Raw genomic sequence first — 24,283 nt, forward strand, 5'->3', positions numbered from 1 at the left:
GCTAATCAGGCGCAAACTTCAGTTACCAGCTTTGCCAGTTCCTCGGCGTAGCCGCGCACCTGACTTTCGTCATCACCTTCGACCATCACACGCACCAGTGGCTCTGTGCCGGACTTGCGCAGCAGCACGCGACCACGACCCGCCATGGCCTCGGTGACCCGCTCGCAGGCCTGTTTGACCGCCGGGTGCTCGACAGGGTCTACCTTGCTCTCGCCAAAGCGAACATTGATCAGCACCTGCGGGCATTTGCGCAGCGCCTGACGGGCCTGAGCCAGGGTTTCACCGCGACGCTTGAGCGCCATCAGCACCTGCAGGGCAGCGATGATCGCATCTCCTGTGGTGGTATGACTGAAGCACACCACGTGCCCGGAGTTCTCGCCGCCGATGTTCCAGTCGCGCTCCAGCAGTTCGGCCATCACATAGCGGTCACCCACCTTGGCACGCACAAACGGTATCGAGAGCTCCTGCAAGGCCAGTTCGAGGCCCAGGTTGCTCATCAGCGTACCCACAACGCCACCATTGAGCTTGCCACGCTCCTGGAGGTCACGGGCAATGATGAACAGCAATTCGTCACCATCGACGATCGCGCCGGTATGGTCGACCATCAGCACCCGGTCACCGTCACCGTCGAACGCGATCCCCAGGTCGGCATGCCCTACCAGCACCGCCGCCTGAAGCGACTCGATATGGGTCGAACCGCAGTTCTCGTTGATGTTGAGGCCATCCGGCTGCGCGGCCAGCACCGTGACATCGGCGCCGAGCTCGCGAAACACGCTGGGGGCCACCTTGTACGTGGCGCCGTGGGCGCAGTCGACCACCAGCTTGAGGCCGGCGAAATCGGTACTGGTCGGCACGCTGCTCTTGCAGAACTCGATGTAGCGGCCGGCCGCGTCGTTGATGCGCGACACCTTGCCCAGCTTGCTCGACTCGACCACGGTCATGGGTTTGTCGAGCAACTCCTCGATCATCTGCTCCACATCGTCGGGCAGCTTGGTGCCCTGACCGGAGAAGAACTTGATGCCGTTGTCGTCATGCGGATTGTGCGACGCACTGATGACGATCCCGGCTTCGGCATGGAAGGTGCGGGTCAGGTAGGCGATGGCCGGCGTCGGCATCGGGCCGAGCAGCAGCACATCTGCGCCCGCCGCCGACAGACCGGCCTCAAGGGCCGACTCGAACATGTAGCCGGAGATACGCGTGTCCTTGCCTACGAGCACCCGGCAGGCGCCGAGCTTGCGAAAGGCCATGCCTGCGGCCCAACCGAGCTTGAGCATGAAATCCGGCGTGATCGGGTATTCGCCGACACGGCCACGAATGCCGTCGGTACCAAAATATTTTCTGCTCATAGTGAAATGCTCCGTCACTCTTATTCGGCGGCTTCAACCGCTGCAATCATCCGTACCACGTCGACGGTCTCGGCAACATCGTGAACCCGCAGGATGCTCGCACCCCGGGTCATCGCCAGCGCAGCAAGCGCCAGGCTGCCATAAAGCCGCTCACCGACCGGACGCTCCAGCGCCAGGCCGATCATGCTCTTGCGCGAAACGCCCACCAGGAGGGGGCGGCCCAGGCGATAAAGGTCCTGCATATGCTTGAACAGGCTGAGGTTGTGCGCAAGCGTCTTGGCAAAACCAAAGCCCGGATCGAGCACAATCTTTTCGGCGCCGATACCCACCGAAGCACAGGCTGCCATGCGCTGCTCGAGAAACATCGCCACCTCGACGGTCACATCGTCGTAGTGCGGGTTGTTCTGCATGTCGCCGGGCTCGCCGCGCATGTGCATAAGGCAGACCGGCAAACCGGTGGCTGCAGCGGCATCCAGGGCGCCATCGCGGGTAAGCGAGCGCACATCGTTGATCAGCCCCGCGCCCAGGCGGGCAGTCTCGCGGATCACAGCCGGCGTCGAGGTATCTACCGAGATGATGACATCCAGCTCGCGACTGATCGCTTCGACAATGGGTGCAACCCGCTCGAGCTCTTCGAGAGCAGTGACCACGCGTGCACCTGGCCGGGTGGACTCCCCACCGACATCGACAAGCGTAGCACCGGCCGCCACCATCGCTTCGGCATGGCGCAAGGCCGCATCACGCTGGGTGAAGCGACCGCCGTCCGAGAAGGAATCAGGGGTTATGTTGAGGATACCCATCACATGGGTACGGGAAAGGTCGAGAACCCGGTTGCCGCAAGGCAACCGGGTTGGGTACTGCTGTGAAGTCATGTCAACCCTTAGAGCTGCGCCGCCGGACCACCGATCGGGGACTCGGGGCGATCACCTTGCGTGGCAGAGGTGCCCGAAGTGCCCGAACCACCTTCCCAGTCACGTGGCTCACGCGGCTCGCGACCGGCCATGATGTCGTCGATCTGGTCGGCATCGATGGTCTCGTACTTCATCAGCGCATCGGCCATGGCATCGAGCTTGTCACGGTTTTCGGTGAGGATCTGCTTGGCAGTGGCATAGCACTGGTCGATGATGCTGCGCACCTCGGAGTCGATCAACTTGGCCGTCTCGCCCGAAACGCTGGCGTGCTGGGAACCGGCACTGCGGCCCAAGAACACTTCGCCTTCTTCTTCGGCGTACATCAGCGGGCCGAGTTTTTCCGACAAGCCCCACTTGGTGACCATGTTGCGAGCGATCTGGCTGGCTCGCATGATGTCGTTGGAGGCACCCGTGGTAACGCCATCGAAGCCAAGGGTCATTTCCTCGGCGATACGACCACCGTACAACGAGCAGATCTGACTGATCAGCGCACGCTTGGACAGGCTGTAGCGGTCCTCTTCCGGCAAGAACATGGTGACGCCCAGGGCGCGACCGCGCGGAATGATCGAGACCTTGTACACAGGGTCGTGCTCGGGCACCACGCGACCGACGATGGCGTGACCCGCCTCGTGGTAAGCGGTGTTCTGCTTCTCTTTCTCGGACATGACCATCGACTTGCGCTCGGCGCCCATCATGATCTTGTCCTTGGCCAGCTCGAACTCCTTCATCTCGACCACACGCTTGCCGCCGCGCGCAGCGAACAGCGACGCCTCGTTGACCAGGTTGGCCAGGTCGGCACCGGAGAAGCCGGGCGTACCACGGGCGATCACGGCAGGGTTCACGTTGTCGCCGATCGGCGTCTTGCGCATGTGCACCTTGAGAATCTGCTCGCGACCACGGATGTCGGGCAGGCCCACGACCACTTGGCGGTCAAAACGGCCTGGACGCAGCAACGCAGGGTCAAGAACGTCCGGACGGTTGGTAGCGGCGATCACGATGATGCCGTCGTTCATTTCGAAGCCGTCCATCTCCACCAGCAACTGGTTGAGGGTCTGCTCGCGCTCGTCATGACCACCGCCCATGCCGGCGCCACGGTGGCGACCGACGGCGTCGATTTCGTCGATGAAGATGATGCACGGTGCGTGCTTCTTGGCCTGCTCGAACATGTCACGTACACGGCTGGCACCGACACCCACGAACATTTCAACGAAGTCGGAACCGGAAATGGTGAAGAACGGCACCTTGGCCTCACCCGCGATGGCCTTGGCCAGCAGGGTCTTACCGGTACCGGGCGGGCCGACCATCAGCACGCCGCGCGGAATACGACCGCCGAGGCGCTGGAACTTGCCTGGATCACGCAGGAACTCGACCAGCTCGCCAACCTCTTCCTTGGCTTCGTCGCAACCTGCGACGTCGGCCAGGGTGGTCTTGACCTGGTCTTCGGAGAGCAGGCGCGCCTTGCTCTTGCCGAAACTCATCGGCCCACCCTTGCCACCGGCACCGCCCTGCATCTGGCGCATGAAGAACATGAACACGGCGATGATGACCAGGATCGGGAAGCTGGCGACCAGCAACTGGGTCCAGATGCTTTGTTGTTCAGGCTGCTTGCCTTCGACCACGACGTGGTTGTCGACCAGGTCGCCGATCAGGCCGTTGTCGGCGATCGCGGGACGCACGGTCTTGAAGCTGTCGCCGTCGGTACGCTTACCAATGATGACTGCACCGTCGACCGTCACACGCTCGACCTTGCCATCCTTGACCTGCTGAATGAAGTCGGAATAGTTGAGGGTCTGCGGCTCGTTCGGGCTGGAGAAGTTGTTCATCACGGTCACCAGGACCGCGGCGATGATCAACCACAGGATCAGATTCTTTGCCATGTCGTTCAATTAGCTACCCTCTGAGGCAGGCCTTAGGCGCAGCCGTGCCTCGCATGATAATCACCGGCTTAACTTACTACATTACCTACATGTCTGCAGGCGCCGTCTGTAACCCTTTGTGAAACCTAGACTACACGATGTTCATCCAGGTCAGGCAGGACATCCGATTGGAAATAGCTATCGGATACCCTGGAAGCTGCCGGCCTGAAGCCCTACTCGCCCTTGTAGCCACGCCCCAGCATGTACTGCTCGCGGGAGCGATCGCGTGAAGAATCGGGCTTGAGCATCTGCACCTTGTCGAATTTCTTGCGGGCGTCCTTGAGGTAGACGTCAAACCCCTCGCCCTGAAAGATCTTGATCAGAAAATCGCCACCCGGCTTGAGTACCCGGGTCGCCAGATCAAGGGCCAGCTCGCACAGGAACATGGCCTTGGGCATATCCACAGCGGGCGTACCACTCATATTGGGGGCCATATCGGAAATCACAAGGTCTACGTGCGAATTACCGACCGCCTCGAGAATCTGCGCCAGCACTTCATCCTGGGTAAAGTCGCCCTGGATGAAGGTAACGTCGGGAATACTGTCCATTTCGAGGATGTCCGAGGCAATCAGACGCCCCTGACCGCCAATCAGACGACTGGTCACCTGCGACCAGCCACCGGGCGCCGCGCCCAGATCGATCACGCTCATGCCCGGGCGGATCAAACGGTACTTTTCCTGGATTTCGAGCAATTTGTAGCTCGCGCGCGAGCGATATCCGTCCTTTTGCGCCTTTTTGACGTAAGGATCGTTAAAGTGTTCTTTCAGCCAGCCAAGGCTTGTCTTGGAACGCGCCACTGGGCACCTCGATGATAAGGGTCGTGATTAACTGGGCGGATCCACGGGCCCTCGGGTAAAATGGCCGCCATTTTTACAGAATCTAGACAAAGGGTCAGATTATGCCGCTCAATAACGAGCAGAAGAAACAGTACAAATCCATTGGCCACGATCTGAAACCAGTTCTGATTGTGGCAGGCAACGGCCTGACTGAAGGGGTTATCGCCGAACTCGAGCGCGCCCTGGCCGATCACGAACTGATCAAGGTAGAGATCCGCTCGGAAGACCGCGAAGAACGTGCCGCCGCCATTGCCGCACTGTGCAAGGCCGGCCGCGCCGAACTGGTGCAGACCATCGGCAAGAAGGCACTGATCTATCGCCGCAACCCGCAGCCCAACAAGCAACTGTCGAACATCCACCGCTACAAGTGATGTTCGCGCCGTTCAGTGGCGCGCCTCGCGCGCCCTGCCCGGCGGCGGCTGCAGCACCAGCAGCAAACCGCTGAGGCCCAGCACCAGGTAGCAGAACAGCTGCCAACGCAACTGCCCCGCCCCGCCAACCCGCAAGACGAAATACATCACGCACGCCGCCACTGCCATCAGCAGCAGTTGCCCACGCATGTCTCGCCACAGGCTGGCCATCCCTTCGGCCTGAATCAGCACCAGCACCTGCACGCCGCAGCCCACCGCCGCAAAGACGACCAGCAGCGACGCGGCCAGCACGCCAAAATCCTCGATCAACAGCGGCGCCAGGCCAATCTGGCCCAGCACCGGCAGTACCGCAAAATGCAGCATCCACACGCCGCCGACCCAGAGCACCTGGGCCAGCTGCCAGATCACTGCCGACGCGGCAAAGCCGCGCGGGCGATCAAATGTGACGGACTTCGACAATCTCGTACTCGACTGTGCCGCTCGGCGTCTTGATCACCACAGTGTCACCCTCTTCCTTGCCGATGATGGCGCGGGCGATCGGAGCACCGACCGAGAGCTTGCCGTTCTTGACGTCCGCCTCGTCCTCACCAACGATCTGGTAGGTCACCTGATCGCCGGTTTCGGTGTTTTCAAGGTCCACGGTGGTGCCGAAGATCACCTTGCCCGTGTGGGCAATGGTGGTAACGTCAATCACTACCGCGTTCTGCAGGCGGCCTTCGATATCGCGGATACGCGCCTCGACCATGCCCTGTTCTTCACGGGCAGCGTGGTACTCGGCGTTTTCCTTGAGATCGCCCAGCTCACGGGCTTCGCCAATCGCCTGGCTCAGGCGCGGGCGCTCGGTCTTGCTCAGGAAGAGATGCTCTTCCTCCAGGGCGCGAGCGCCCTGAACGGTCATCGGGTATTTGGTAATACTCATGCTTTGAGTCCTGCATGCAGATCCTGCAAGCGACGTACGGTTTTTTCCGGACCGAACTTCAGCGCTTCGCAGATGGCTTCACCGGCCGCAATGGTCGTGGTGCAGTAGATCTTGTGCTGCAACGCATTGCGACGAATCGAGTAGGAGTCGGCAATCGACTGGCGACCTTCGGTGGTGTTGATGATCAGCGACACTTCGTCGTTCTTGATCATGTCGACCACGTGCGGACGACCTTCGGTCACCTTGTTCACGCGACGCACTTTCAGGCCTGCCGCCTCGATGATCTTGGCGGTACCGGCCGTGGCAACCACTTCGAAGCCCAGGTTGATCAGGTCGCGGGCAACGCCAGCCACCTGCGGCTTGTCGTCGTCACGCACGCTGATGAACGCGGTGCCGCCGGTCGGCAGCACTTCGCTGGCGCCCATCTGGGCCTTGGCGAAGGCTTCGCCGAAGGTGTCGCCGACACCCATGACTTCACCGGTGGACTTCATTTCAGGGCCGAGGATCGGATCGACGCCCGGGAACTTCGCGAACGGGAACACCGCTTCCTTCACGCTGTAGAAGTTCGGAATGATTTCCTGGGTGAAACCGATCTCTTTCAGGGTCTTGCCGGCCATGACGCGAGCCGCAATCATCGCCAGCGAGGTGCCGATGCACTTGGACACGAACGGTACGGTACGCGAAGCACGCGGGTTGACCTCGATCACGTAGATCTTGTCGCCCTGCAGCGCCAGCTGCACGTTCATCAGGCCGACAACGCCCAGCTCCAGTGCCATCTTCTTGACCTGGTCGCGCACTTCGTCCTGCACGTGGGCAGGCAGCGAGTACGGCGGCAGCGAGCATGCCGAGTCACCGGAGTGAACACCGGCCTGCTCGATGTGCTGCATGATCGCGCCGATCACCACGTCGGTGCCGTCGCAGACCGCATCCACGTCCATCTCGATGGCGCAGTTGAGGAAGTGGTCCAGCAGCACAGGGCTGTCGTTGGACACCTGCACCGCTTCACGCAGGTAGCGCTTGAGTTCGTCCAGTTCGTAGACAATCTCCATCGCACGGCCGCCCAGTACGTAGGACGGGCGCACCACCAGCGGGTAACCGATGACGCCGGCAGCACGAATCGCTTCGTCTTCGCTGCGCACGGTGGCGTTTGGCGGCTGCAGCAGGTTCAGGCGCTGAACCATCTGCTGGAAGCGCTCACGGTCTTCGGCACGGTCGATGGAGTCCGGGCTGGTACCGATGATCGGTACGCCGGCTTCTTCCAGGGCACGGGCCAGTTTCAGCGGAGTCTGGCCGCCGTAGTGCACGATGACGCCTTTCGGCTTCTCGACACGCACCACTTCCAGCACGTCTTCCAGGGTCAGCGGCTCGAAGTACAGGCGGTCGGAGGTATCGTAATCGGTGGAGACGGTCTCCGGGTTGCAGTTGACCATGATGGTCTCGTAGCCGTCTTCACGCAGTGCCAGTGCCGCATGGACGCAGCAGTAGTCGAACTCGATGCCCTGGCCGATACGGTTGGGGCCGCCACCCAGGATCATGATCTTGTCGCGGGTCGACGGGTTGGCCTCGCACTCTTCCTCGTAGGTGGAGTACAGATAGGCGGTGTCGGTGGCGAACTCGGCAGCGCAGGTATCGACGCGCTTGTAGACCGGGAAGATCTCGAGCTTGTGGCGGTGACGACGCAGGTTCTTGTCGGTGATGCCCAGCAGCTTGGCCAGGCGCTGGTCAGAGAAGCCCTTGCGCTTGAGGCGCAGCATCAGGGCCTTGTCGATATCGGCCAGGCCCAGGGTCTTGACCTTCTCTTCTTCCTTGATCAGGTCTTCCATCTGCACCAGGAACCAGCGGTCGATCATGGTCAGGGCGAAGATTTCATCCACGCTCATGCCCGAACGCATGGCGTCTGCCACATACCAGATACGCTCGGCGCCCGGCACGGTCAGCTCGCGCTTGAGGATGCTGGCAGCTTCCGGGCTGGCCAGGTCGACTTTCGGGTCCAGCCCGCATACACCGACTTCCAGGCCGCGCAGGGCTTTCTGCAGCGACTCCTGGAAGGTGCGGCCGATAGCCATGACTTCACCCACGGATTTCATCTGGGTGGTCAGGCGGGCATCGGCTTTCGGGAATTTTTCGAAGGCAAAGCGTGGCAGCTTGGTGACGACGTAGTCGATCGACGGCTCGAACGAGGCCGGCGTGCGACCACCGGTGATGTCGTTCTGCAGTTCGTCGAGGGTGTAGCCAACAGCCAGCTTGGCGGCGATCTTGGCGATCGGGAAGCCGGTGGCTTTCGAGGCCAGGGCCGAGGAACGCGAAACCCGCGGGTTCATCTCGATCACGACCATGCGGCCAGTGTCCGGGCAGATACCGAACTGCACGTTGGAGCCGCCGGTTTCGACACCGATTTCACGCAGCACCGCCAGCGAGGCGTTGCGCATGATCTGGTATTCCTTGTCGGTCAGGGTCTGTGCCGGTGCGACGGTGATCGAGTCACCGGTGTGCACGCCCATCGGGTCGAAGTTCTCGATGGAGCAGACAATGATGCAGTTGTCCTTTTTGTCGCGGACCACTTCCATCTCGTACTCTTTCCAGCCGATCAGCGATTCGTCGATCAGCAGTTCCTTGGTTGGCGACAGGTCCAGACCACGGGCGCAGATTTCTTCGAATTCTTCACGGTTGTAGGCGATGCCGCCACCAGTGCCGCCCATGGTGAAGGACGGGCGGATAATGCACGGGAAGCCCAGCTTCTCGAGCACCGCATTGGCCTCTTCCATGCTGTGGGCGATACCCGAGCGCGGGCATTCCAGGCCGATGGCCTTCATGGCCTTGTCGAAACGCGAGCGGTCTTCGGCCTTGTCGATGGTGTCGGCGTTGGCACCGATCATTTCCACGCCGAATTTTTCCAGGACGCCTTCGCGCTCCAGGTCCAGTGCGCAGTTCAGCGCGGTCTGGCCGCCCATGGTCGGCAGCAGCGCGTCAGGGCGCTCCTTCTCGATGATCTTGGCCACCGACTGCCACTTGATCGGCTCGATGTAGGTGGCGTCGGCCATGGCCGGGTCGGTCATGATGGTGGCCGGGTTGGAGTTCACCAGGATGACGCGAAAACCCTCCTCGCGCAGGGCCTTGCAGGCCTGGGCGCCGGAGTAGTCGAATTCGCAGGCCTGGCCGATCACGATCGGGCCGGCGCCGAGAATCAGGATGCTTTTGATGTCTGTACGTTTTGGCATGGGTTGTCACTCAAATCCGCGGGTCAGTGGGCAAGCTGTGTCGAACAATCCACTCGAGGAGCGCCTGAACGCGGCCTGTGCCGGTTCAGGGCTGCCTCCGGGGGGTGCTCAGCGGCGCTTGGCCATGGCATCGATGAAACGATCAAACAGTGGCGCGACGTCGGTCGGGCCCGGGCTCGCCTCAGGGTGACCCTGGAAGCTGAAGGCGCTCTTGTCGGTGCGCTCGATGCCCTGCAGGGTACCGTCGAACAGCGACTTGTGGATGGCGCGCACGTTGCCTGGCAGGGTCGCTTCATCTACCGCGAAACCGTGGTTCTGGCTGGTGATCATCACCACGCCGGTGTCCAGGTCCTGGACCGGGTGGTTGGCACCGTGGTGACCATGACCCATCTTGACGGTCTTGGCACCGGAGGCCAGGGCCAGCAGCTGGTGGCCCAGGCAGATACCGAACACCGGCACTTCGGTTTCGAGGATTTCGCGGATCGCCTGGATCGCGTAGTCGCAAGGCTCGGGGTCGCCCGGGCCGTTGGACAGGAACACGCCATCGGGGTTGAGCGCGAGCACTTCGCTGGCCGGGGTTTGCGCCGGCACCACGGTGACGCGGCAGCCGCGCTCTACCAGCATGCGCAGGATGTTCAGCTTGACGCCATAGTCGTAGGCCACGACGTGGTACGGCAGCTCGGCGGCGTCGATGGTCGGGTGGCTGTCGGTCTTCAGGTTCCACACGCTGGAGCGCCACTCGTAGCGGCTCTTGGTGCTGACGACCTTGGCCAGGTCCATGCCCTTCAGGCCTGGGAAGCCGCGCGCGGCTGCGATGGCCGCCTCTTCAGAAATGTTGTCGCCAGCCAGGATGCAGCCGTTCTGCGCGCCCTTCTCACGCAGGATGCGGGTCAGGCGACGGGTGTCGATACCGGCAATGGCCACCACATTGTTGGCCTTGAGGTAATCGGACAGCGACATCGTGTTGCGCCAGTTGCTGGCGATCAGCGGCAGGTCACGGATGACCAGGCCGGCCGACCAGACCCGATCGGACTCGGCGTCTTCCGGCGTGGTGCCGGTGTTGCCGATGTGCGGGTAGGTCAGGGTAACGATCTGCTGCGAGTAAGAAGGGTCAGTCAGGATTTCCTGATAGCCGGTCATTGCGGTGTTGAACACCACCTCACCAACGGTCTGACCGTCGGCTCCAATGGCCTCACCGCGAAAAATGCTGCCATCGGCAAGGGCGAGTATGGCTGGCTTAGTCAAGAAGACCTCCCAAAAATAAAGCCTGAAGGGGCGATCGCAGGTTGCAAAAAAGCGGAATGACGTATAGACACGTCACCCCGCTTTCTTCGTCGAATTATCTGCGCGCTTTTAGTGGACACACTAAAGCTGTAGCTTACAGAAAAAGGCTTTTTCGGTCTACCACTGATGTGCCTGAAAGGCATGGGAATGCGACAGAAAGTCGCTTGTTTCAAACGCTCGGCCAGGGAGGCCGGCGAAGGGGCCGCATGGCAGCCCCTGATGCAGCGATCAACGCAGGTCGAGCACGTCCTGCATGTCGTACAGGCCCGGCGCACGCCCATCCAGCCACAGCGCGGCACGTACCGCACCCTTGGCGAAGGTCATGCGGCTGGAGGCCTTGTGGGTGATCTCCAGGCGCTCGCCGTCAGCGGCGAACAGCACGGTGTGGTCACCCACCACGTCACCGGCACGCACGGTGGCAAAGCCGATGGTCTTGCGGTCCCGCGCACCGGTCTGGCCTTCCCGGCCATACACGGCCACTTCCTGCAGGTCACGGCCAAGTGCATTGGCCACCACCTCGCCCATGCGCAGCGCGGTACCCGACGGCGCATCCACCTTGTGACGGTGATGGGCCTCGATGATCTCGATGTCCACATCGTCGCCCAGCACACGCGCCGCCATGTCCAGCAGCTTCAGGCTGAGGTTGACGCCAACGCTGAAGTTGGCGGCAAACACGATAGGGATGTCCTTGCCCGCCTCGGCCAGCAGTTGCTTCTCTTCAACACTGAAACCGGTGGTGCCGATGACCATCGCCTTGCCCGCCTTGCGGCAGAACGCCAGGTTCTTCAAAGTCACCGAAGGATGGGTGAAGTCGATCAGCACATCGAACTCGTCGACCACCCGATCCAGATCACCCGACAGCGGCACACCAATACGCCCCAGCGCCGCCAGCTCACCGGCGTCGGCCCCGACCAGCGTACTGTCCGGACGATCCACAGCGGCGGTCAGGCCCGCCCCCGGCGTCTGCTGCACTGCCTCGATCAGGGTCTTGCCCATCCGCCCTGCCGCGCCCATTACCGCTATACGTCGCATGCCCTGTTCCTTCTTACAGATCGCCGAAGAAGCGCTTCACGCCTTCGAACCAGCCATTGGCCTTGGGAGAATGGCAGCTGTCGCCATCCAGCGAAACACGCAACTCTTCGAGCAACTCACGCTGACGACGACTCAGGTTGACCGGCGTTTCTACCGCCACCCGGCACATCAGGTCGCCCGCGCCACCGCCACGCACCGGCGCAACGCCCTTGCCGCGCAGACGGAACTGCTTGCCGGTCTGGGTCCCCTCGGGGATCTTCAGCTTGACCCGGCCATCGAGGGTCGGCACTTCCAGCTCGCCACCCAGCGCCGCATCGGTGTAGCTGATCGGCACTTCGCAGTACAGGTGCTTGCCGTCGCGCTGGAAGATCGGGTGCTCGCGCACATTGATCACCACGTACAGGTCGCCGGTCGGGCCACCCTGAGAACCTGCCTCGCCTTCGCCCGACAGGCGAATGCGGTCACCGGTATCGACGCCGGCCGGCACCTTGACCGAGAGGGTCTTGTACTCTTCGACACGGCCTTCGCCATGGCACGAATCGCACGGGTCGGTGATGATCTTGCCCTGGCCGTGACAGCGCGGGCAGGTCTGCTGCACCGAGAAGAAGCCCTGCTGCATGCGCACCTGGCCAATACCGCCGCAGGTCGGGCAGGTCGAAGGCGACGAGCCCTTCTTGGCACCCGAGCCATCGCACGGCGCACAGTTGACCAGCGTCGGCACACGGATGTTGACCGTGGTGCCGCGCACGGCCTCTTCCAGGTTCAGCTCGAGGGTGTAGCGCAGGTCGCTGCCACGCTGAGCGCCACCGCGACCACCGCCCCGGCCACCGCCGAAGAAGTCGCTGAACACATCACCGAAGATGTCGGAGAAGTTGGCGCCACCGAAACCGGCACCGCCGCCACCCATGCTCGGGTCTACACCGGCATGGCCATACTGATCATACGCAGCACGCTTGCTGGCATCGGAGAGCACTTCGTAAGCCTCGTTGGCTTCCTTGAACAGCTCTTCCGAGGCCTTGTCATCAGGATTACGGTCCGGGTGGTGCTTCATCGCCAGGCGACGATAGGCCTTCTTCAGGTCGGCCTCGCTCGAGCCGCGCTCGACTCCCAGAACCTCGTAATAGTCACGCTTTGCCATAATTCTTTGCACTCTTGAGGACGTTCGGCATACCTCGGCGCATACCGCGCTGTGCCGCCAGCATTCAAGCGCGCTCGAATGCTGTAAAAATTCGGGTATTCCAGACACGCCAACGCGGGAGCAAGCCCCCGCGCGGCGACATCCTACCAGTCACTGCCGAACAGCAGTCAACCGGGCGACAACCTGTAGCTATTACTTGTTGTCTTTTACTTCTTCGAACTCAGCGTCGACCACGTCGTCGTGCTTGGGCTCTTCAGCTTCTGGCTGAGCACCGCCCTGAGGCTGTTCGGCCTGCTCGGCGTACATCTTCTGAGCCACTGGCGCGGAGACCTTCGACAGCTCTTCGACCTTGGCTTCGATGGCAGCCTTGTCGTCGCCTTTTACAGCGGCTTCCAGGGCGACAACGGCAGCTTCGATAGCAGCCTTCTCGTCCGCGGTTACCTTGTCACCAGCGTCGGCGACCATCTTGCGGGTCGAGTGAACCAGCGCGTCACCCTGGTTGCGGGCAGCGGCCAGCTCTTCGAACTTGCGGTCTTCCTCGGCGTTGACTTCAGCGTCACGCACCATCTGCTGAATTTCTTCCTCGGACAGACCCGAGTTGGCCTTGATCACGATCGACTGCTGCTTGCCGGTCGCCTTGTCCTTGGCACCTACGTGCAGGATGCCGTTGGCGTCGATATCGAAGGTCACTTCGATTTGCGGTACGCCACGAGGCGCTGGCGGAATCTCGGCCAGGTCGAACTTACCCAGCGACTTGTTCTGCGCAGCTTGCTTGCGCTCGCCCTGCAGCACGTGAATGGTCACGGCGCCCTGGTTGTCGTCGGCCGTCGAGAACACCTGCGACTTCTTGGTCGGGATGGTGGTGTTCTTCTCGATCAGCGCAGTCATCACGCCACCCATGGTTTCGATACCCAGGGTCAGCGGGCTGACGTCCAGCAGCAGCACGTCTTTCACGTCACCAGCCAGTACGGCGCCCTGAATGGCAGCACCCATGGCGACAGCTTCGTCAGGGTTCACGTCCTTACGTGCTTCCTTGCCGAAGAAGTCGGTCACCAGCTTCTGCACCAGTGGCATGCGGGTCTGACCGCCGACCAGGATCACGTCGTTGATCTTGCTCACGTCGATACCGGCGTCTTTCAGCGCGATGCGGCATGGCTCGATGGTGCGCTGAACCAGGTCTTCGACCAGCGATTCCAGCTTGGCGCGGGAAATCTTCACGTTCAGGTGCTTAGGACCGGTGGCGTCTGCAGTGATGTACGGCAGGTTCACGTCGGTCTGCTGGCTCGAGGACAGCTCGATCTTGGCTTTTTCGGCAGCTTCTTTCAGGCGCTGCATGGCCAGCGGGTCACCCTTGAGGTTCATGCCGCTTTCTTTCTTGAATTCGTCGACGAGGTAGTCGATCAGACGAATGTCGAAGTCTTCACCACCCAGGAAGGTGTCGCCGTTGGTAGCCAGTACTTCGAACTGGTGCTCGCCGTCGACTTCAGCGATCTCGATCACCGACACGTCGAAGGTACCGCCACCCAGGTCGTAGACGATCACGGTGTGATCACCCTTGGCCTTGTCCATACCGTAGGCCAGTGCGGCTGCGGTCGGTTCGTTGATGATGCGCTTGACGTCCAGACCGGCAATGCGACCGGCGTCCTTGGTAGCCTGACGCTGGCTGTCGTTGAAGTAAGCAGGTACGGTGATGACCGCTTCGGTCACTGCCTCGCCGAGATAGTCTTCGGCGGTTTTCTTCATCTTTTTCAGAATTTCAGCCGAGATCTGAGGCGGAGCCATCTTCTGGCCGTTCACTTCCACCCAGGCGTCGTTGTTGTCAGCCTTGACGATCTTGTAAGGGACCATCTGAATGTCTTTCTGAACGACTTCTTCGTCAAAACGACGGCCGATCAGACGCTTTACCGCGTACAGGGTGTTGTGCGGGTTGGTCACCGCCTGACGCTTGGCCGACTGGCCGACCAGGATCTCGCCGTCATTGGCGTAGGCAATGATCGAAGGGGTGGTACGAGCGCCTTCGGCGTTCTCGATGACCTTGACGTTGCCGTTTTCCAGAATGGAGACACAGGAGTTGGTGGTCCCCAGGTCGATACCGATAATTTTGCCCATGTTAACTCTCCCGAAACTTTGGATTTGGTTGCCGCAGCGGTGGTTGCCAACTGCGGTAGCACTTAAACGCTTGACACTTAAATGGGGGCCGCCAGGCTAATTTCAAGCCTTCTCGTCAATCGAGGGCGAAACCGGAGCCGGAGCCTTGCTGACCACGACCATGGCCGGGCGCAGCAGACGCCCATTGAGCTGGTAGCCCTTCTGGAACACCTTGAGCACGCTGTTGGGCTCGACGTCCGCACTCTCCTGCATGGCCATGGCCTGGTGCAGTTCGGCGTTGAACGGTTCGCCGTGCGGGTCGATCGCCTCGAGGTTGTAGCGCTTGAGGGTGTCGTGGAACATCTTCAGGGTCAGCTCGATGCCTTCACGCATCGGGCGGATGCTCTCGTCTTCGGCGCTGGACAGCTCCAGGCCGCGCTCAAGGCTGTCGATCACCGGCAACAGGTCACCAGCGAATTTCTCAAGGGCGAACTTGTGCGCCTTCTCGACATCCTGCTCGGCGCGACGGCGCACGTTCTGAAGGTCTGCGGCGGTGCGCAGGGATTGATCCTGGGCCGCCGCCAGTTGCTCTTCGAGCACCTGCACGCGCGTGCTCAGCTCATCGCCGGCCGCCTCGGCGTTCAGATTCTGTTCATCCAGCGTCTGTTCGTCAGCCATAAAATCTCTCCTTTGCAATTTCGTCAGCGAACTTACTCGCACGTCTGCCGGCTATATGGGGTCTGAAAATGCAGCTTCAAGGGCTGATGAACAGTCAGCAGCATTACCCTCATAACCCCTTGCGATCAAAACCCTCACCGAGCAACCGAATCAAACTAAGCACAAGCATTGTCAGGCGATTTCAAAACACTGTATAAATAACCAGACCTTACGCCTGGGAGCCGCCCCAATGCTGGTGCATCTTTCCGTACACAACTACGCCATCGTCGAACACCTGGACCTCGAACTCGCCCGCGGGATGAGCGTCATCACCGGTGAAACCGGGGCCGGCAAATCGATCATGCTCGATGCCCTCGGCCTCACCCTGGGTGATCGCGCCGACAGCGGCGTGGTGCGCCCCGGGGCAGACAAGGCCGATATCCTGGCCACCTTCGACCTGGGCGACATTCCCGAGGCCCGTACCTGGCTGGCCGAGCGCGACCTGGACACCGACGGCCCGTGCATACTGCGCCGGGTGATCACCGCCGAAGGCCGCAGCCGCGGCTATATAAACGGCACGCCTTGCCCGCTGGGCGACCTCAAGGCCCTGGGCGAGCTGCTGATCGACATCCACAGCCAGCACGAACACCAGTCGCTGCTGAAGACCGACACCCATCGCCGCCTGCTCGACGAATACGCCGGCGCCACCGACCTTGCACGCCAGGTGCAGCTGGCGGCGCAGCGCTGGCGGCAGACCCGCCAGGAGCTCGAGCGGCTGAGCAACTCCGGGGACGAACAGCGCGCGCAGCACCAGTTGCTCAGCTATCAGCTCGAAGAGCTGGAAAACCTCAACCTGGGCGAAAACGAACTTGAGCTGCTGGAACAGGAACACAAGAACCTGACCAATGCAGAGGCCCTGTTCGGTATCTGCCGCCAGGTCATCGACCATTGCAGCGAGAGCGACTCGGGCAATGTGCTCAGTGCGCTGACCGTCAGCCTCAATCGCCTGACCGCCGTACAGAATGCCCCCAAGGCGCTGGCCGAGGCGGCCAACATGATCGCCAGTGCGCAGATTCAGGTAGAAGAGGCAGTGGGCGAGCTCAACCGCTTTCTCGACCATTTCGACGCCGACCCCGCGCGGCTGCAGCAGCTGGAAGAACGTCTCGACGCCCTGTACACCCTGGCGCGCAAACACCGCGTGCACCCCAGCGAGCTGGCCGACCTGCAGCAACGCCTAATGGAGGAGCTCGAAGGCCTCAACGCCAACGACGAGTCCATTGCCCGACTGGGTGACGAACTTGCCGCCTTTGCCCGCCATTACCAGGAAAAGGCCTCGGAGCTGAGCCGCCTGCGCCAGCAGGCCGCGACCCAGCTGGCTGGCGCGGTGGAGCTTGAGATTCAGCGCCTGGGCATGCCTGGCGGACGCTTCAGCATCGAACTTCGCCCCAACAGTGGCGAAGACTTGTTGCCCCAGGGCCTGGAGCAGGTCGAACTGCTGGTCAGCGCCAACCCCGGCCAGCCGCTCAAGGCACTGGCCAAGGTGGCTTCCGGGGGTGAATTGTCACGGATCAGCCTGGCGATCCAGGTCATTACCGCTCAGACCTCGCGCATTCCGACCCTGGTGTTCGACGAAGTCGACGTGGGTATCGGCGGCCCGACTGCGGAAATCGTGGGGCAGCTGTTGCGTCGCCTGGGCGAGCGTGGGCAGGTATTGACGGTCACCCACCTGCCGCAGGTTGCCGCGCAGGGCCACCATCACCTGTTCGTGCACAAGGTGCGCAACAGCGATGCGACCCATACGGCGGTGGCGAGCCTGGGCAAACGCGAGCGGGTCGAAGAGGTGGCGCGCATGCTGGGCGGCATCGACCTGACCAAGGAATCGCTGGCGCATGCCAGAAAGATGGTCGTCACCAGCAAAGCCTGAGTGCCCCCCGCAGGAGCCGGCCTTGCCGGCGTACAACATTACAGCCCCCACAAAGCACGAAGGCGACCCCAGGGTCGCCTTCAATGCCGTGCAATTCAAAGCAAAGTGCTTACTTTTTCTTGCGCACGTACAGCACGAGATTGTGATCTACCAACTCGTAGCCGTGCTCCAGCACGATTTCCTTCTGACGCTTTTCAATTTCAGCATCGAAGAACTCGATGACTTCGCCAGACTCCACGTTGACCATATGGTCGTGGTGGCCGCCGTCGGCCAGTTCAAACACTGCATGACCGCCGTCGAAGTTGTGACGAACGACAAGACCTGCCGCCTCGAACTGGGTCAGAACACGGTAAACCGTGGCCAGACCGACGTCCTCGCCTGCCTCCATCAACGCCTTGTAGACGTCTTCAGCACTCATGTGGCGCTGCTCGGTGGAGTCGAGCATCTGTAGAATCTTGACTCGAGGCAGGGTCACCTTGAGACCGGCTTTGCGTAATTCGCTATTTTCAACCATGGTCAGCTTTCTCGCCGATGCTGCTTCGCAGCTTCTCTGAATACGGGTATGATCGGGGTTTACGTTGTCCAGCCAAGATAGTGGAAGTCGCCCACCGATGCAAAACACCAAGCTCTTGCTAACCAGCCTCACCTTTGTGGGACTGCTCGCACTCGCCGGTTGCTCGTTCCCCGGGGTTTACAAAATCGACATCCAGCAGGGCAATGTCGTCACGCAGGACATGATAGACCAATTGCGGCCGGGAATGACCCGCCGGCAAGTACGGTTTATCATGGGCAACCCTCTGATCCAGGACACCTTCCACACCAACCGTTGGGACTACCTGTACAGTCTGCAACCAGGTGGGGGCGAGCGCCAGCAGGAACGGATGAGCGTGTTCTTCAATGAGAACGACCAGCTCGCCAGCCTGTCGGGTGACTTCATGCCGGGTGTGAGCCGCGATCAGGAAATCCTTGGCGGCGCAGCGGGCACCACTGTCAGCCCTGCCGAAGGCGAGACACCTGCCAAGCAGGAAGCCCCCGCCAAGCCTGGCTCGCTGGAAGACACGATCCAGCGCGACGTTGATACCATCGAAGTCATCCCGGTTCCAGTGCCGGAACCGCTGGACACCTCGCCGCAGTAAGCAAGGCGCAGGCAATAAAAAGCCCGGATCATTCCGGGCTTTTTCATGCGCGGCGTTTCACCGCTTGGCCTTCTTGAACACCCTGGCTACCTTGGCCGCACGCTGTTTGCGCACCTCCTTGGGGTCGATCAGCAGCGGCCGATAGAGCTCGATCCGATCACCCGCCTCGACCGGATGCTGCGACGCAACCACCTTGCCAAAGATGCCCATCGGGCAATCCCCGATCGACACGCCCGGCAACTGCCCGGCGATGCCCGACAAGCGAACCGCCTCGCTCACCGACGTACCCGCTGGCACCTCCAGCGCCAGCAACAGCTGCTGCTCGGCGGTGGCGTAGACCACTTCGATGGGCAGCATCGGCTCAGCCATTGAGTTGCTTGGCCCGCTGGCAGAACGCATCCACCAGGGTGTTGGCCGCCTGGTTGAAGATCGGCCCCAGGGTGGCGCGCACCAGCGGCCCGGCGTAATCGAACGACAGGTCCAGGCTGATCTTGCAGGCCTTGTCGCCGAGTGCCTTGAACGTCCACAGCCCGTGCAGCTGATTGAACGGCCCCTCCTCAAGGTTCATCTCGATGGACTGCCCTGGCACCAACTCATTTCGCGTTACAAAACTCTGACTCATGCCGCCCTTGGCCGCCTCGACTCGCGCTCGCATCAGGGTCTCGCTCTGCTCCAGCACCGTGCTGGAGGAGCACCACGGCAGAAATTCCGAATAGCGGGCGACGTCATTCACCAGGTCATACAGCGCCTGAGCGGGGTACGGCAACAGTGCCGAACGTTGAATATGGGTAGTCATCCAGGCGTCACTTCCAAAGCTGAGCGGTAAACACGATGCGAATGCCGAGGGGCGCCACATAGCGCATCAAGAGGAAAAACAGCGCGTATTGTCCGGGATTCACTCCAACGGCTCAAGCGTACCGCTACCCCGTAGCCGACAGCGCGACGACTGCCTATAATGCCGCCCCTATGGCTAAACAAAAGAAGCATCCGACAGGGACCATCGCGCAGAATAAAAAGGCGCGTCACGATTACTTCATCGAGCACAAGTTCGAGGCCGGATTGGTCCTGTCCGGTTGGGAAGTAAAAAGTCTGCGTGCCGGCAAGGCGCATCTTGTGGACAGCTACGTGCTGCTCAAGGACGGTGAAGCATGGCTGATGGGTTGCCATATCACCCCCCTGACCGCGGCCAGCACCCACGTGATCGCCGACCCGACCCGTACCCGTAAACTGCTGCTCAATCGCCGCGAGCTGGAGCGCCTGTTCGTGGGCGTACAGCAGAAGGGCTATACCTGCGTGGCCTTGTCGATGTACTGGAGCAAGCACTTGATCAAGTGCGAGATTGCCCTGGGCAAGGGCAAGAAGGAATACGACAAGCGCGATACCCAGCGCGAGCGTGATTCCGATCGCGAGTTGCAGCGCGCCGTGCGCAGCAAGGGCCGCGACGAGTAGGCACGCCTGCTCTAGCCACTTTGCCAGCAAGGCCGGCTCCTACAGGCCAAGCGAAACCCTGTAGGAGCCGGCCTTGCCGGCGAAAGCCGCAACGCTTGTCTAGCGCCCGTTGCGCCGCTCTGCCCGCGCGACCCGCTGCACTTCCTGACGCACCTCTTCGAGCACCTCCTGCACATACAGAATGTGCTGGCTCGACACCTCCCGTGCATCCTGCGCACGCCCTTCGACAATCGCCAGGTACAGGTCCCGGTGCTGAGCAATCAGCATGTCGCGGGTCTCGCTGCGCTGCTTGTACATACCGCCGATGTTGGTCACCACGTTGCGCTTGAGCAGGTCGAACAACCCGCGAATGGTATGCAGCAGCACCGCGTTATGGCTGGCCTCGGCAATCGCCAGGTGGAACGACGCATCCGCCGCCCCTTCCTCGGCGCGGCTCACCTCATCGGCCCGCGCATAACAGTCCTGCAGCGCATCGAACGCCACCTTCAACCGCTCGCGATCCACCGCGGTGGCACGCAATGCGGCGTAATAGGCACACGACGCCTCCAGCGTATGACGAAACTCCAGCAGGTCGCGTTCGACCTCCGGATTGTTCTCCAGCAATTGCAACAAGGGGTCGCTGAACGTCGAACCCATCGACTGGGCAACATAATTGCCGCCACCCTGTCGGCTCACCAGCATGCCCTTGGCTACCAGCTTCTGGATCGCCTCGCGCAACGACGGGCGTGACACCCCGAACTGCTCGGCCAGTTGCCGCTCGGCCGGCAACCGCTCACCGGCGGTCAAGGTGCCTTCAAGAATCATCCCCTCAAGCCGCTCGACGATATCGTCGGACAAACGGCGTTGGCGGACCTGGTTGAAAACCATCACATGCTCTCCACAATCCCGAGTTCGTTCGGGGCCGCCTATTTTGGCCTATCGGTGCCCACGCCACACCCACCAGTTGGCGAATTTCGAAGCCGCTCAGCAGACCTTTTTTCAACCGTCCGACGAAAGTTTTAGCGGGGCAAATTGACACACCCACCACAGGGCTCTTAACCTAGCGGCTCGACATTGTAAATTGGTATGACCAATTAGCCAATGCCACTGCATGACCAACAACAATTAGGGGCCACCCCATATGCAAACCTGGCAACAACTCTATAGTCCGCTTGGTAGTCTCGGCCTGTCCGCCCTGGCGGCAGTCATCCCTATCGTGTTCTTCTTCCTGGCGCTGGCCGTGTTCCGCCTCAAGGGTCATGTGGCAGGCAGCATCACGCTGGCGCTGTCGATCCTGGTCGCCATCTTCGCCTTCCAGATGCCCGCCGACATGGCCCTGGCTGCTGCCGGGTACGGTTTTGCCTATGGCCTGTGGCCCATCGCCTGGATCATCGTCGCGGCGGTGTTCCTGTACAAACTGACGGTCAAGAGCGGCCAGTTCGAAGTGATCCGCAGCTCGGTGCTGTCGATCACCGACGACCAGCGTCTGCAGGTTCTGCTGATCGGCTTCTGCTTCGGCGCCTTCCTGGAAGGCGCGGCAGGCTTCGGCGCACCCGTGGCCATTACCGCTGCACTGCTGGTGGGCCTGGGTTTCAACCCGCTGTACGCCGCCGGCCTGTGCCTGATCGCCAACACCGCCCCGGTGGCCTTCGGCGCCCTGGGAATCCCGATCATCGTGGCCGGCCAGGTCACCGGTATCGACGCCTTCAAGATCGGCGCCATGACCGGTCGTCAATTGCCGTTGCTGTCGCTGTTCGTGCCGTTCTGGCTGGTGTTCATGATGGACGGCCTGCGCGGCGTCAAGGAGACCTGGCCTGCAGCCCTGGTGGCCGGCCTGAGCTTCGCCGTCACCCAGTACTTCACCTCCAACTTCATCGGTCCGGAACTGCCGGACATCACCTCGGCACTGGCCAGCCTGATCTCCCTGACCCTGTTCCTCAAGGTCTGGCAGCCCAAGCGCTCGATGACCACCGCCACCGGCAGCGTCGGTGCAGCCGTGGTCAACGGTGGCGGCAGCCAGCCTTCGCCATACAGCTTCGGCGAGATCTTCAAGGCCTGGTCGCCGTTCCTGATCCTCACCGTGCTGGTCACCATCTGGACCCTCAAGCCATTCAAAGCGGCCTTTGCCGCCGGTGGTTCGATGTACAGCTGGGTGTTCAACTTCGCCATCCCGCACCTTGACCAGCTGGTGATCAAGACCGCGCCGATCGTCGCCGCCCCGACCGCCATGCCGGCGGTGTTCAAGCTCGACCCGATCTCGGCCACCGGTACCGCGATCTTCTTCTCCGCGCTGCTGTCGATGCTGGTGCTGAAGATCAACTTCAAGACCGGCCTGACCACGCTGAAGGAAACCTTCTTCGAACTGCGCTGGCCGATCCTGTCGATCGGCATGGTGCTGGCCTTTGCCTTCGTCACCAACTACTCGGGCATGTCGTCGACCATGGCCCTGGTACTGGCCGGCACCGGCGCAGCGTTCCCGTTCTTCTCGCCGTTCCTTGGCTGGCTGGGCGTGTTCCTGACCGGTTCGGACACTTCGTCCAACGCGCTGTTCAGCTCGCTGCAGGCCACCACCGCGCACCAGATCGGGGTCAACGACACCCTGCTGGTGGCCGCCAACACCAGCGGCGGCGTTACCGGCAAGATGATCTCGCCACAGTCCATCGCCGTGGCATGCGCGGCCACCGGACTGGTCGGCAAGGAGTCGGACCTGTTCCGCTTCACCCTCAAGCACAGCTTGTTCTTCGCCACCATCGTCGGCCTGATCACCTTGATCCAGGCGTACTGGCTGACCGGCATGCTGGTTCACTAAAGTGAAAGAGGCCGGGCGCCCCAAGGGCGCCCGGCAGCTGCCCCTTTCAACCGACGCTGCGAGACACCATGATCATTTCAGCCTCTACCGACTACCGCGCCGCAGCCCAACGCAAGCTGCCGCCCTTCCTGTTCCACTACGCCGACGGCGGCGCCTACGCCGAGTACACCCTGCGCCACAACGTCGAAGACCTGGCCAGCATTGCCCTGCGCCAGCGCGTTCTGAAGAACATGTCCGAGCTCAGCCTCGAGACCCGCCTGTTCGATGAAACCCTGAGCATGCCCGTGGCCCTGGCACCGGTCGGCCTGACCGGCATGTACGCCCGGCGCGGCGAGGTGCAGGCGGCACGTGCCGCGGCGGCCAAGGGCATCCCCTTCACCCTGTCGACCGTATCCGTGTGCCCGATCGAGGAAGTGGCCCCGGCCATCGACCGGCCCATGTGGTTCCAGCTCTATGTGCTCAAGGACCGCGGCTTCATGCGCAATGCCCTGGAGCGTGCCAAGGCCGCCGGCGTGACCACCCTGGTGTTCACCGTGGACATGCCCGTACCCGGCGCACGCTACCGTGACGCCCACTCCGGCATGAGCGGCCCGAACGCACCTCTGCGGCGCATGTGGCAGGCCATGACCCACCCCCAGTGGGCGCTGGATGTAGGCCTGCTGGGCAAGCCCCACGACCTTGGCAACATCTCCAAATACCGCGGCAGCCCCACCGGCCTGGCCGACTACATCGGCTGGCTGGGCGCCAACTTCGACCCGTCGATTTCCTGGAAGGACCTGGAATGGATCCGCGAGTTCTGGGATGGCCCGATGGTGATCAAGGGTATTCTCGACCCGGACGACGCGCGCGACGCCGTGAAATTCGGTGCCGACGGCATCGTGGTGTCCAACCACGGCGGTCGCCAGCTCGACGGCGTGCTGTCCAGCGCCCGCGCCCTGCCGGCCATCGCCGATGCGGTCAAGGGCGACCTGAAGATCCTCGCCGATTCCGGTATCCGCAGCGGCCTGGACGTGGTGCGCATGATCGCCCTGGGCGCAGACACCGTACTGATCGGCCGTGCCTTCCTCTATGCCCTCGCCACCGCAGGCGAAGCCGGCGTGAAGAACCTGCTCGACCTGTTCGAAAAGGAAATGCGCGTGGCCATGGTGCTGACCGGCGCCAAGTCCATCAGCGAGATCACTCGCGATTCGCTGGTACGCGAATTCGGCGCCTGACCGCCTGCCCCATCACCGCCTGATTGTCCGGGGCACGCGGCGCGATAGACGCCGTG

The 24,283-nt window shown here is 61.9% G+C and carries 22 protein-coding genes; 6 read left to right on the forward strand and 16 right to left on the reverse strand.

What is annotated here, in order from left to right; genetic code table 11:
• Nucleotides 1-5: 5 nt before the first annotated feature.
• The 4 genes from glmM to rlmE form a co-directional block, all read right to left on the reverse strand.
• The gene (gene glmM / locus NJH59_RS03730; protein WP_054916542.1) at nucleotides 6-1,346 is read right to left on the reverse strand and encodes a phosphoglucosamine mutase; all 1,341 of its coding nucleotides are present in this window, start codon (nucleotides 1,344-1,346) and stop codon (nucleotides 6-8) included.
• A 20-nt stretch (nucleotides 1,347-1,366) separates the two neighbouring features.
• Complete coding sequence (folP, locus tag NJH59_RS03735; protein ID WP_043863824.1) at nucleotides 1,367-2,218, reverse strand: dihydropteroate synthase; 852 nt, start codon at nucleotides 2,216-2,218, stop codon at nucleotides 1,367-1,369.
• A gap of 8 nt (nucleotides 2,219-2,226) precedes the next feature.
• On the reverse strand, nucleotides 2,227-4,134 hold the full coding sequence (gene ftsH, locus NJH59_RS03740; protein ID WP_043863825.1) for an ATP-dependent zinc metalloprotease FtsH: 1,908 nt from the start codon (nucleotides 4,132-4,134) through the stop codon (nucleotides 2,227-2,229).
• A 212-nt stretch (nucleotides 4,135-4,346) separates the two neighbouring features.
• The gene (gene rlmE, locus NJH59_RS03745) at nucleotides 4,347-4,970 is read right to left on the reverse strand and encodes a 23S rRNA (uridine(2552)-2'-O)-methyltransferase RlmE (protein ID WP_043863826.1); all 624 of its coding nucleotides are present in this window, start codon (nucleotides 4,968-4,970) and stop codon (nucleotides 4,347-4,349) included.
• A gap of 101 nt (nucleotides 4,971-5,071) precedes the next feature.
• Here rlmE and yhbY point away from each other — a divergent pair, with 101 nt between their 5' ends.
• A complete protein-coding gene (gene yhbY / locus NJH59_RS03750; RefSeq protein ID WP_038606752.1) occupies nucleotides 5,072-5,380 on the forward strand; it encodes a ribosome assembly RNA-binding protein YhbY in 309 nt (102 codons plus the stop codon).
• Nucleotides 5,381-5,392: 12 nt separating this feature from the next.
• Here the strand turns inward: yhbY and NJH59_RS03755 are convergent, their stop codons facing one another.
• The 8 genes from NJH59_RS03755 to grpE form a co-directional block, all read right to left on the reverse strand.
• A complete protein-coding gene (locus NJH59_RS03755) occupies nucleotides 5,393-5,788 on the reverse strand; it encodes an MFS transporter (protein WP_253086478.1) in 396 nt (131 codons plus the stop codon).
• A 28-nt stretch (nucleotides 5,789-5,816) separates the two neighbouring features.
• Nucleotides 5,817-6,299 carry a transcription elongation factor GreA gene (greA, locus tag NJH59_RS03760; RefSeq protein ID WP_185061966.1) on the reverse strand — a complete coding sequence of 161 codons (483 nt, stop codon included), beginning with the start codon at nucleotides 6,297-6,299 and terminating at the stop codon, nucleotides 5,817-5,819.
• Nucleotides 6,296-9,517 carry a carbamoyl-phosphate synthase large subunit gene (gene carB / locus NJH59_RS03765; protein ID WP_043863828.1) on the reverse strand — a complete coding sequence of 1,074 codons (3,222 nt, stop codon included), beginning with the start codon at nucleotides 9,515-9,517 and terminating at the stop codon, nucleotides 6,296-6,298. Before carB ends, greA begins: the two co-directional genes overlap by 4 nt.
• A 108-nt stretch (nucleotides 9,518-9,625) precedes the next feature.
• Complete coding sequence (gene carA, locus NJH59_RS03770; protein WP_043863829.1) at nucleotides 9,626-10,762, reverse strand: glutamine-hydrolyzing carbamoyl-phosphate synthase small subunit; 1,137 nt, start codon at nucleotides 10,760-10,762, stop codon at nucleotides 9,626-9,628.
• A 267-nt stretch (nucleotides 10,763-11,029) separates the two neighbouring features.
• On the reverse strand, nucleotides 11,030-11,833 hold the full coding sequence (gene dapB, locus NJH59_RS03775) for a 4-hydroxy-tetrahydrodipicolinate reductase (protein ID WP_043863830.1): 804 nt from the start codon (nucleotides 11,831-11,833) through the stop codon (nucleotides 11,030-11,032).
• A gap of 13 nt (nucleotides 11,834-11,846) precedes the next feature.
• Nucleotides 11,847-12,971: a molecular chaperone DnaJ gene (gene dnaJ / locus NJH59_RS03780; RefSeq protein ID WP_043863831.1), complete on the reverse strand. Its 1,125-nt coding sequence runs from the start codon at nucleotides 12,969-12,971 to the stop codon at nucleotides 11,847-11,849.
• 192 nt (nucleotides 12,972-13,163) lie between these two features.
• Entirely contained in the window at nucleotides 13,164-15,080 is a 1,917-nt protein-coding gene (gene dnaK, locus NJH59_RS03785; RefSeq protein WP_043863832.1) for a molecular chaperone DnaK, read from the reverse strand.
• Nucleotides 15,081-15,182: 102 nt separating this feature from the next.
• Nucleotides 15,183-15,737: a nucleotide exchange factor GrpE gene (gene grpE / locus NJH59_RS03790; protein WP_043863833.1), complete on the reverse strand. Its 555-nt coding sequence runs from the start codon at nucleotides 15,735-15,737 to the stop codon at nucleotides 15,183-15,185.
• A 229-nt stretch (nucleotides 15,738-15,966) separates the two neighbouring features.
• Here grpE and recN point away from each other — a divergent pair, with 229 nt between their 5' ends.
• Nucleotides 15,967-17,640, forward strand: coding sequence for a DNA repair protein RecN (gene recN / locus NJH59_RS03795; protein ID WP_054916543.1), 1,674 nt, complete (start codon nucleotides 15,967-15,969; stop codon nucleotides 17,638-17,640).
• 109 nt (nucleotides 17,641-17,749) lie between these two features.
• Here recN and fur read toward each other — a convergent pair whose 3' ends face one another.
• Nucleotides 17,750-18,154 (reverse strand): ferric iron uptake transcriptional regulator, encoded by a 405-nt coding sequence (gene fur / locus NJH59_RS03800; RefSeq protein WP_043863835.1) that lies wholly within the window; start codon nucleotides 18,152-18,154, stop codon nucleotides 17,750-17,752.
• 97 nt (nucleotides 18,155-18,251) lie between these two features.
• Between fur and NJH59_RS03805 the strand changes: the two genes are divergently transcribed.
• Nucleotides 18,252-18,776, forward strand: a complete 525-nt coding sequence (locus NJH59_RS03805; protein ID WP_043863836.1) for an outer membrane protein assembly factor BamE — start codon at nucleotides 18,252-18,254, stop codon at nucleotides 18,774-18,776.
• A 57-nt stretch (nucleotides 18,777-18,833) separates the two neighbouring features.
• Here NJH59_RS03805 and NJH59_RS03810 read toward each other — a convergent pair whose 3' ends face one another.
• A complete protein-coding gene (locus NJH59_RS03810) occupies nucleotides 18,834-19,145 on the reverse strand; it encodes an RnfH family protein (protein WP_078481341.1) in 312 nt (103 codons plus the stop codon).
• The gene (locus NJH59_RS03815) at nucleotides 19,138-19,572 is read right to left on the reverse strand and encodes a type II toxin-antitoxin system RatA family toxin (RefSeq protein WP_043863838.1); all 435 of its coding nucleotides are present in this window, start codon (nucleotides 19,570-19,572) and stop codon (nucleotides 19,138-19,140) included. Before NJH59_RS03815 ends, NJH59_RS03810 begins: the two co-directional genes overlap by 8 nt.
• 170 nt (nucleotides 19,573-19,742) lie before the next feature.
• Between NJH59_RS03815 and smpB the strand changes: the two genes are divergently transcribed.
• Nucleotides 19,743-20,225: an SsrA-binding protein SmpB gene (gene smpB, locus NJH59_RS03820; RefSeq protein WP_043863839.1), complete on the forward strand. Its 483-nt coding sequence runs from the start codon at nucleotides 19,743-19,745 to the stop codon at nucleotides 20,223-20,225.
• A 99-nt stretch (nucleotides 20,226-20,324) separates the two neighbouring features.
• Here smpB and NJH59_RS03825 read toward each other — a convergent pair whose 3' ends face one another.
• Nucleotides 20,325-21,092 carry a GntR family transcriptional regulator gene (locus NJH59_RS03825; protein WP_043863840.1) on the reverse strand — a complete coding sequence of 256 codons (768 nt, stop codon included), beginning with the start codon at nucleotides 21,090-21,092 and terminating at the stop codon, nucleotides 20,325-20,327.
• Nucleotides 21,093-21,345: 253 nt separating this feature from the next.
• On the opposite strand from NJH59_RS03825, the gene NJH59_RS03830 reads away from it, so the two are divergent.
• Nucleotides 21,346-23,013: a lactate permease LctP family transporter gene (locus NJH59_RS03830; RefSeq protein ID WP_043863841.1), complete on the forward strand. Its 1,668-nt coding sequence runs from the start codon at nucleotides 21,346-21,348 to the stop codon at nucleotides 23,011-23,013.
• Between the two features lie 68 nt (nucleotides 23,014-23,081).
• Entirely contained in the window at nucleotides 23,082-24,227 is a 1,146-nt protein-coding gene (gene lldD / locus NJH59_RS03835) for an FMN-dependent L-lactate dehydrogenase LldD (protein WP_043863842.1), read from the forward strand.
• Nucleotides 24,228-24,283: the final 56 nt, after the last annotated feature.

Source organism: Pseudomonas sp. VE 267-6A (assembly GCF_024126555.1).
Lineage (GTDB): Bacteria > Pseudomonadota > Gammaproteobacteria > Pseudomonadales > Pseudomonadaceae > Aquipseudomonas > Aquipseudomonas palmensis.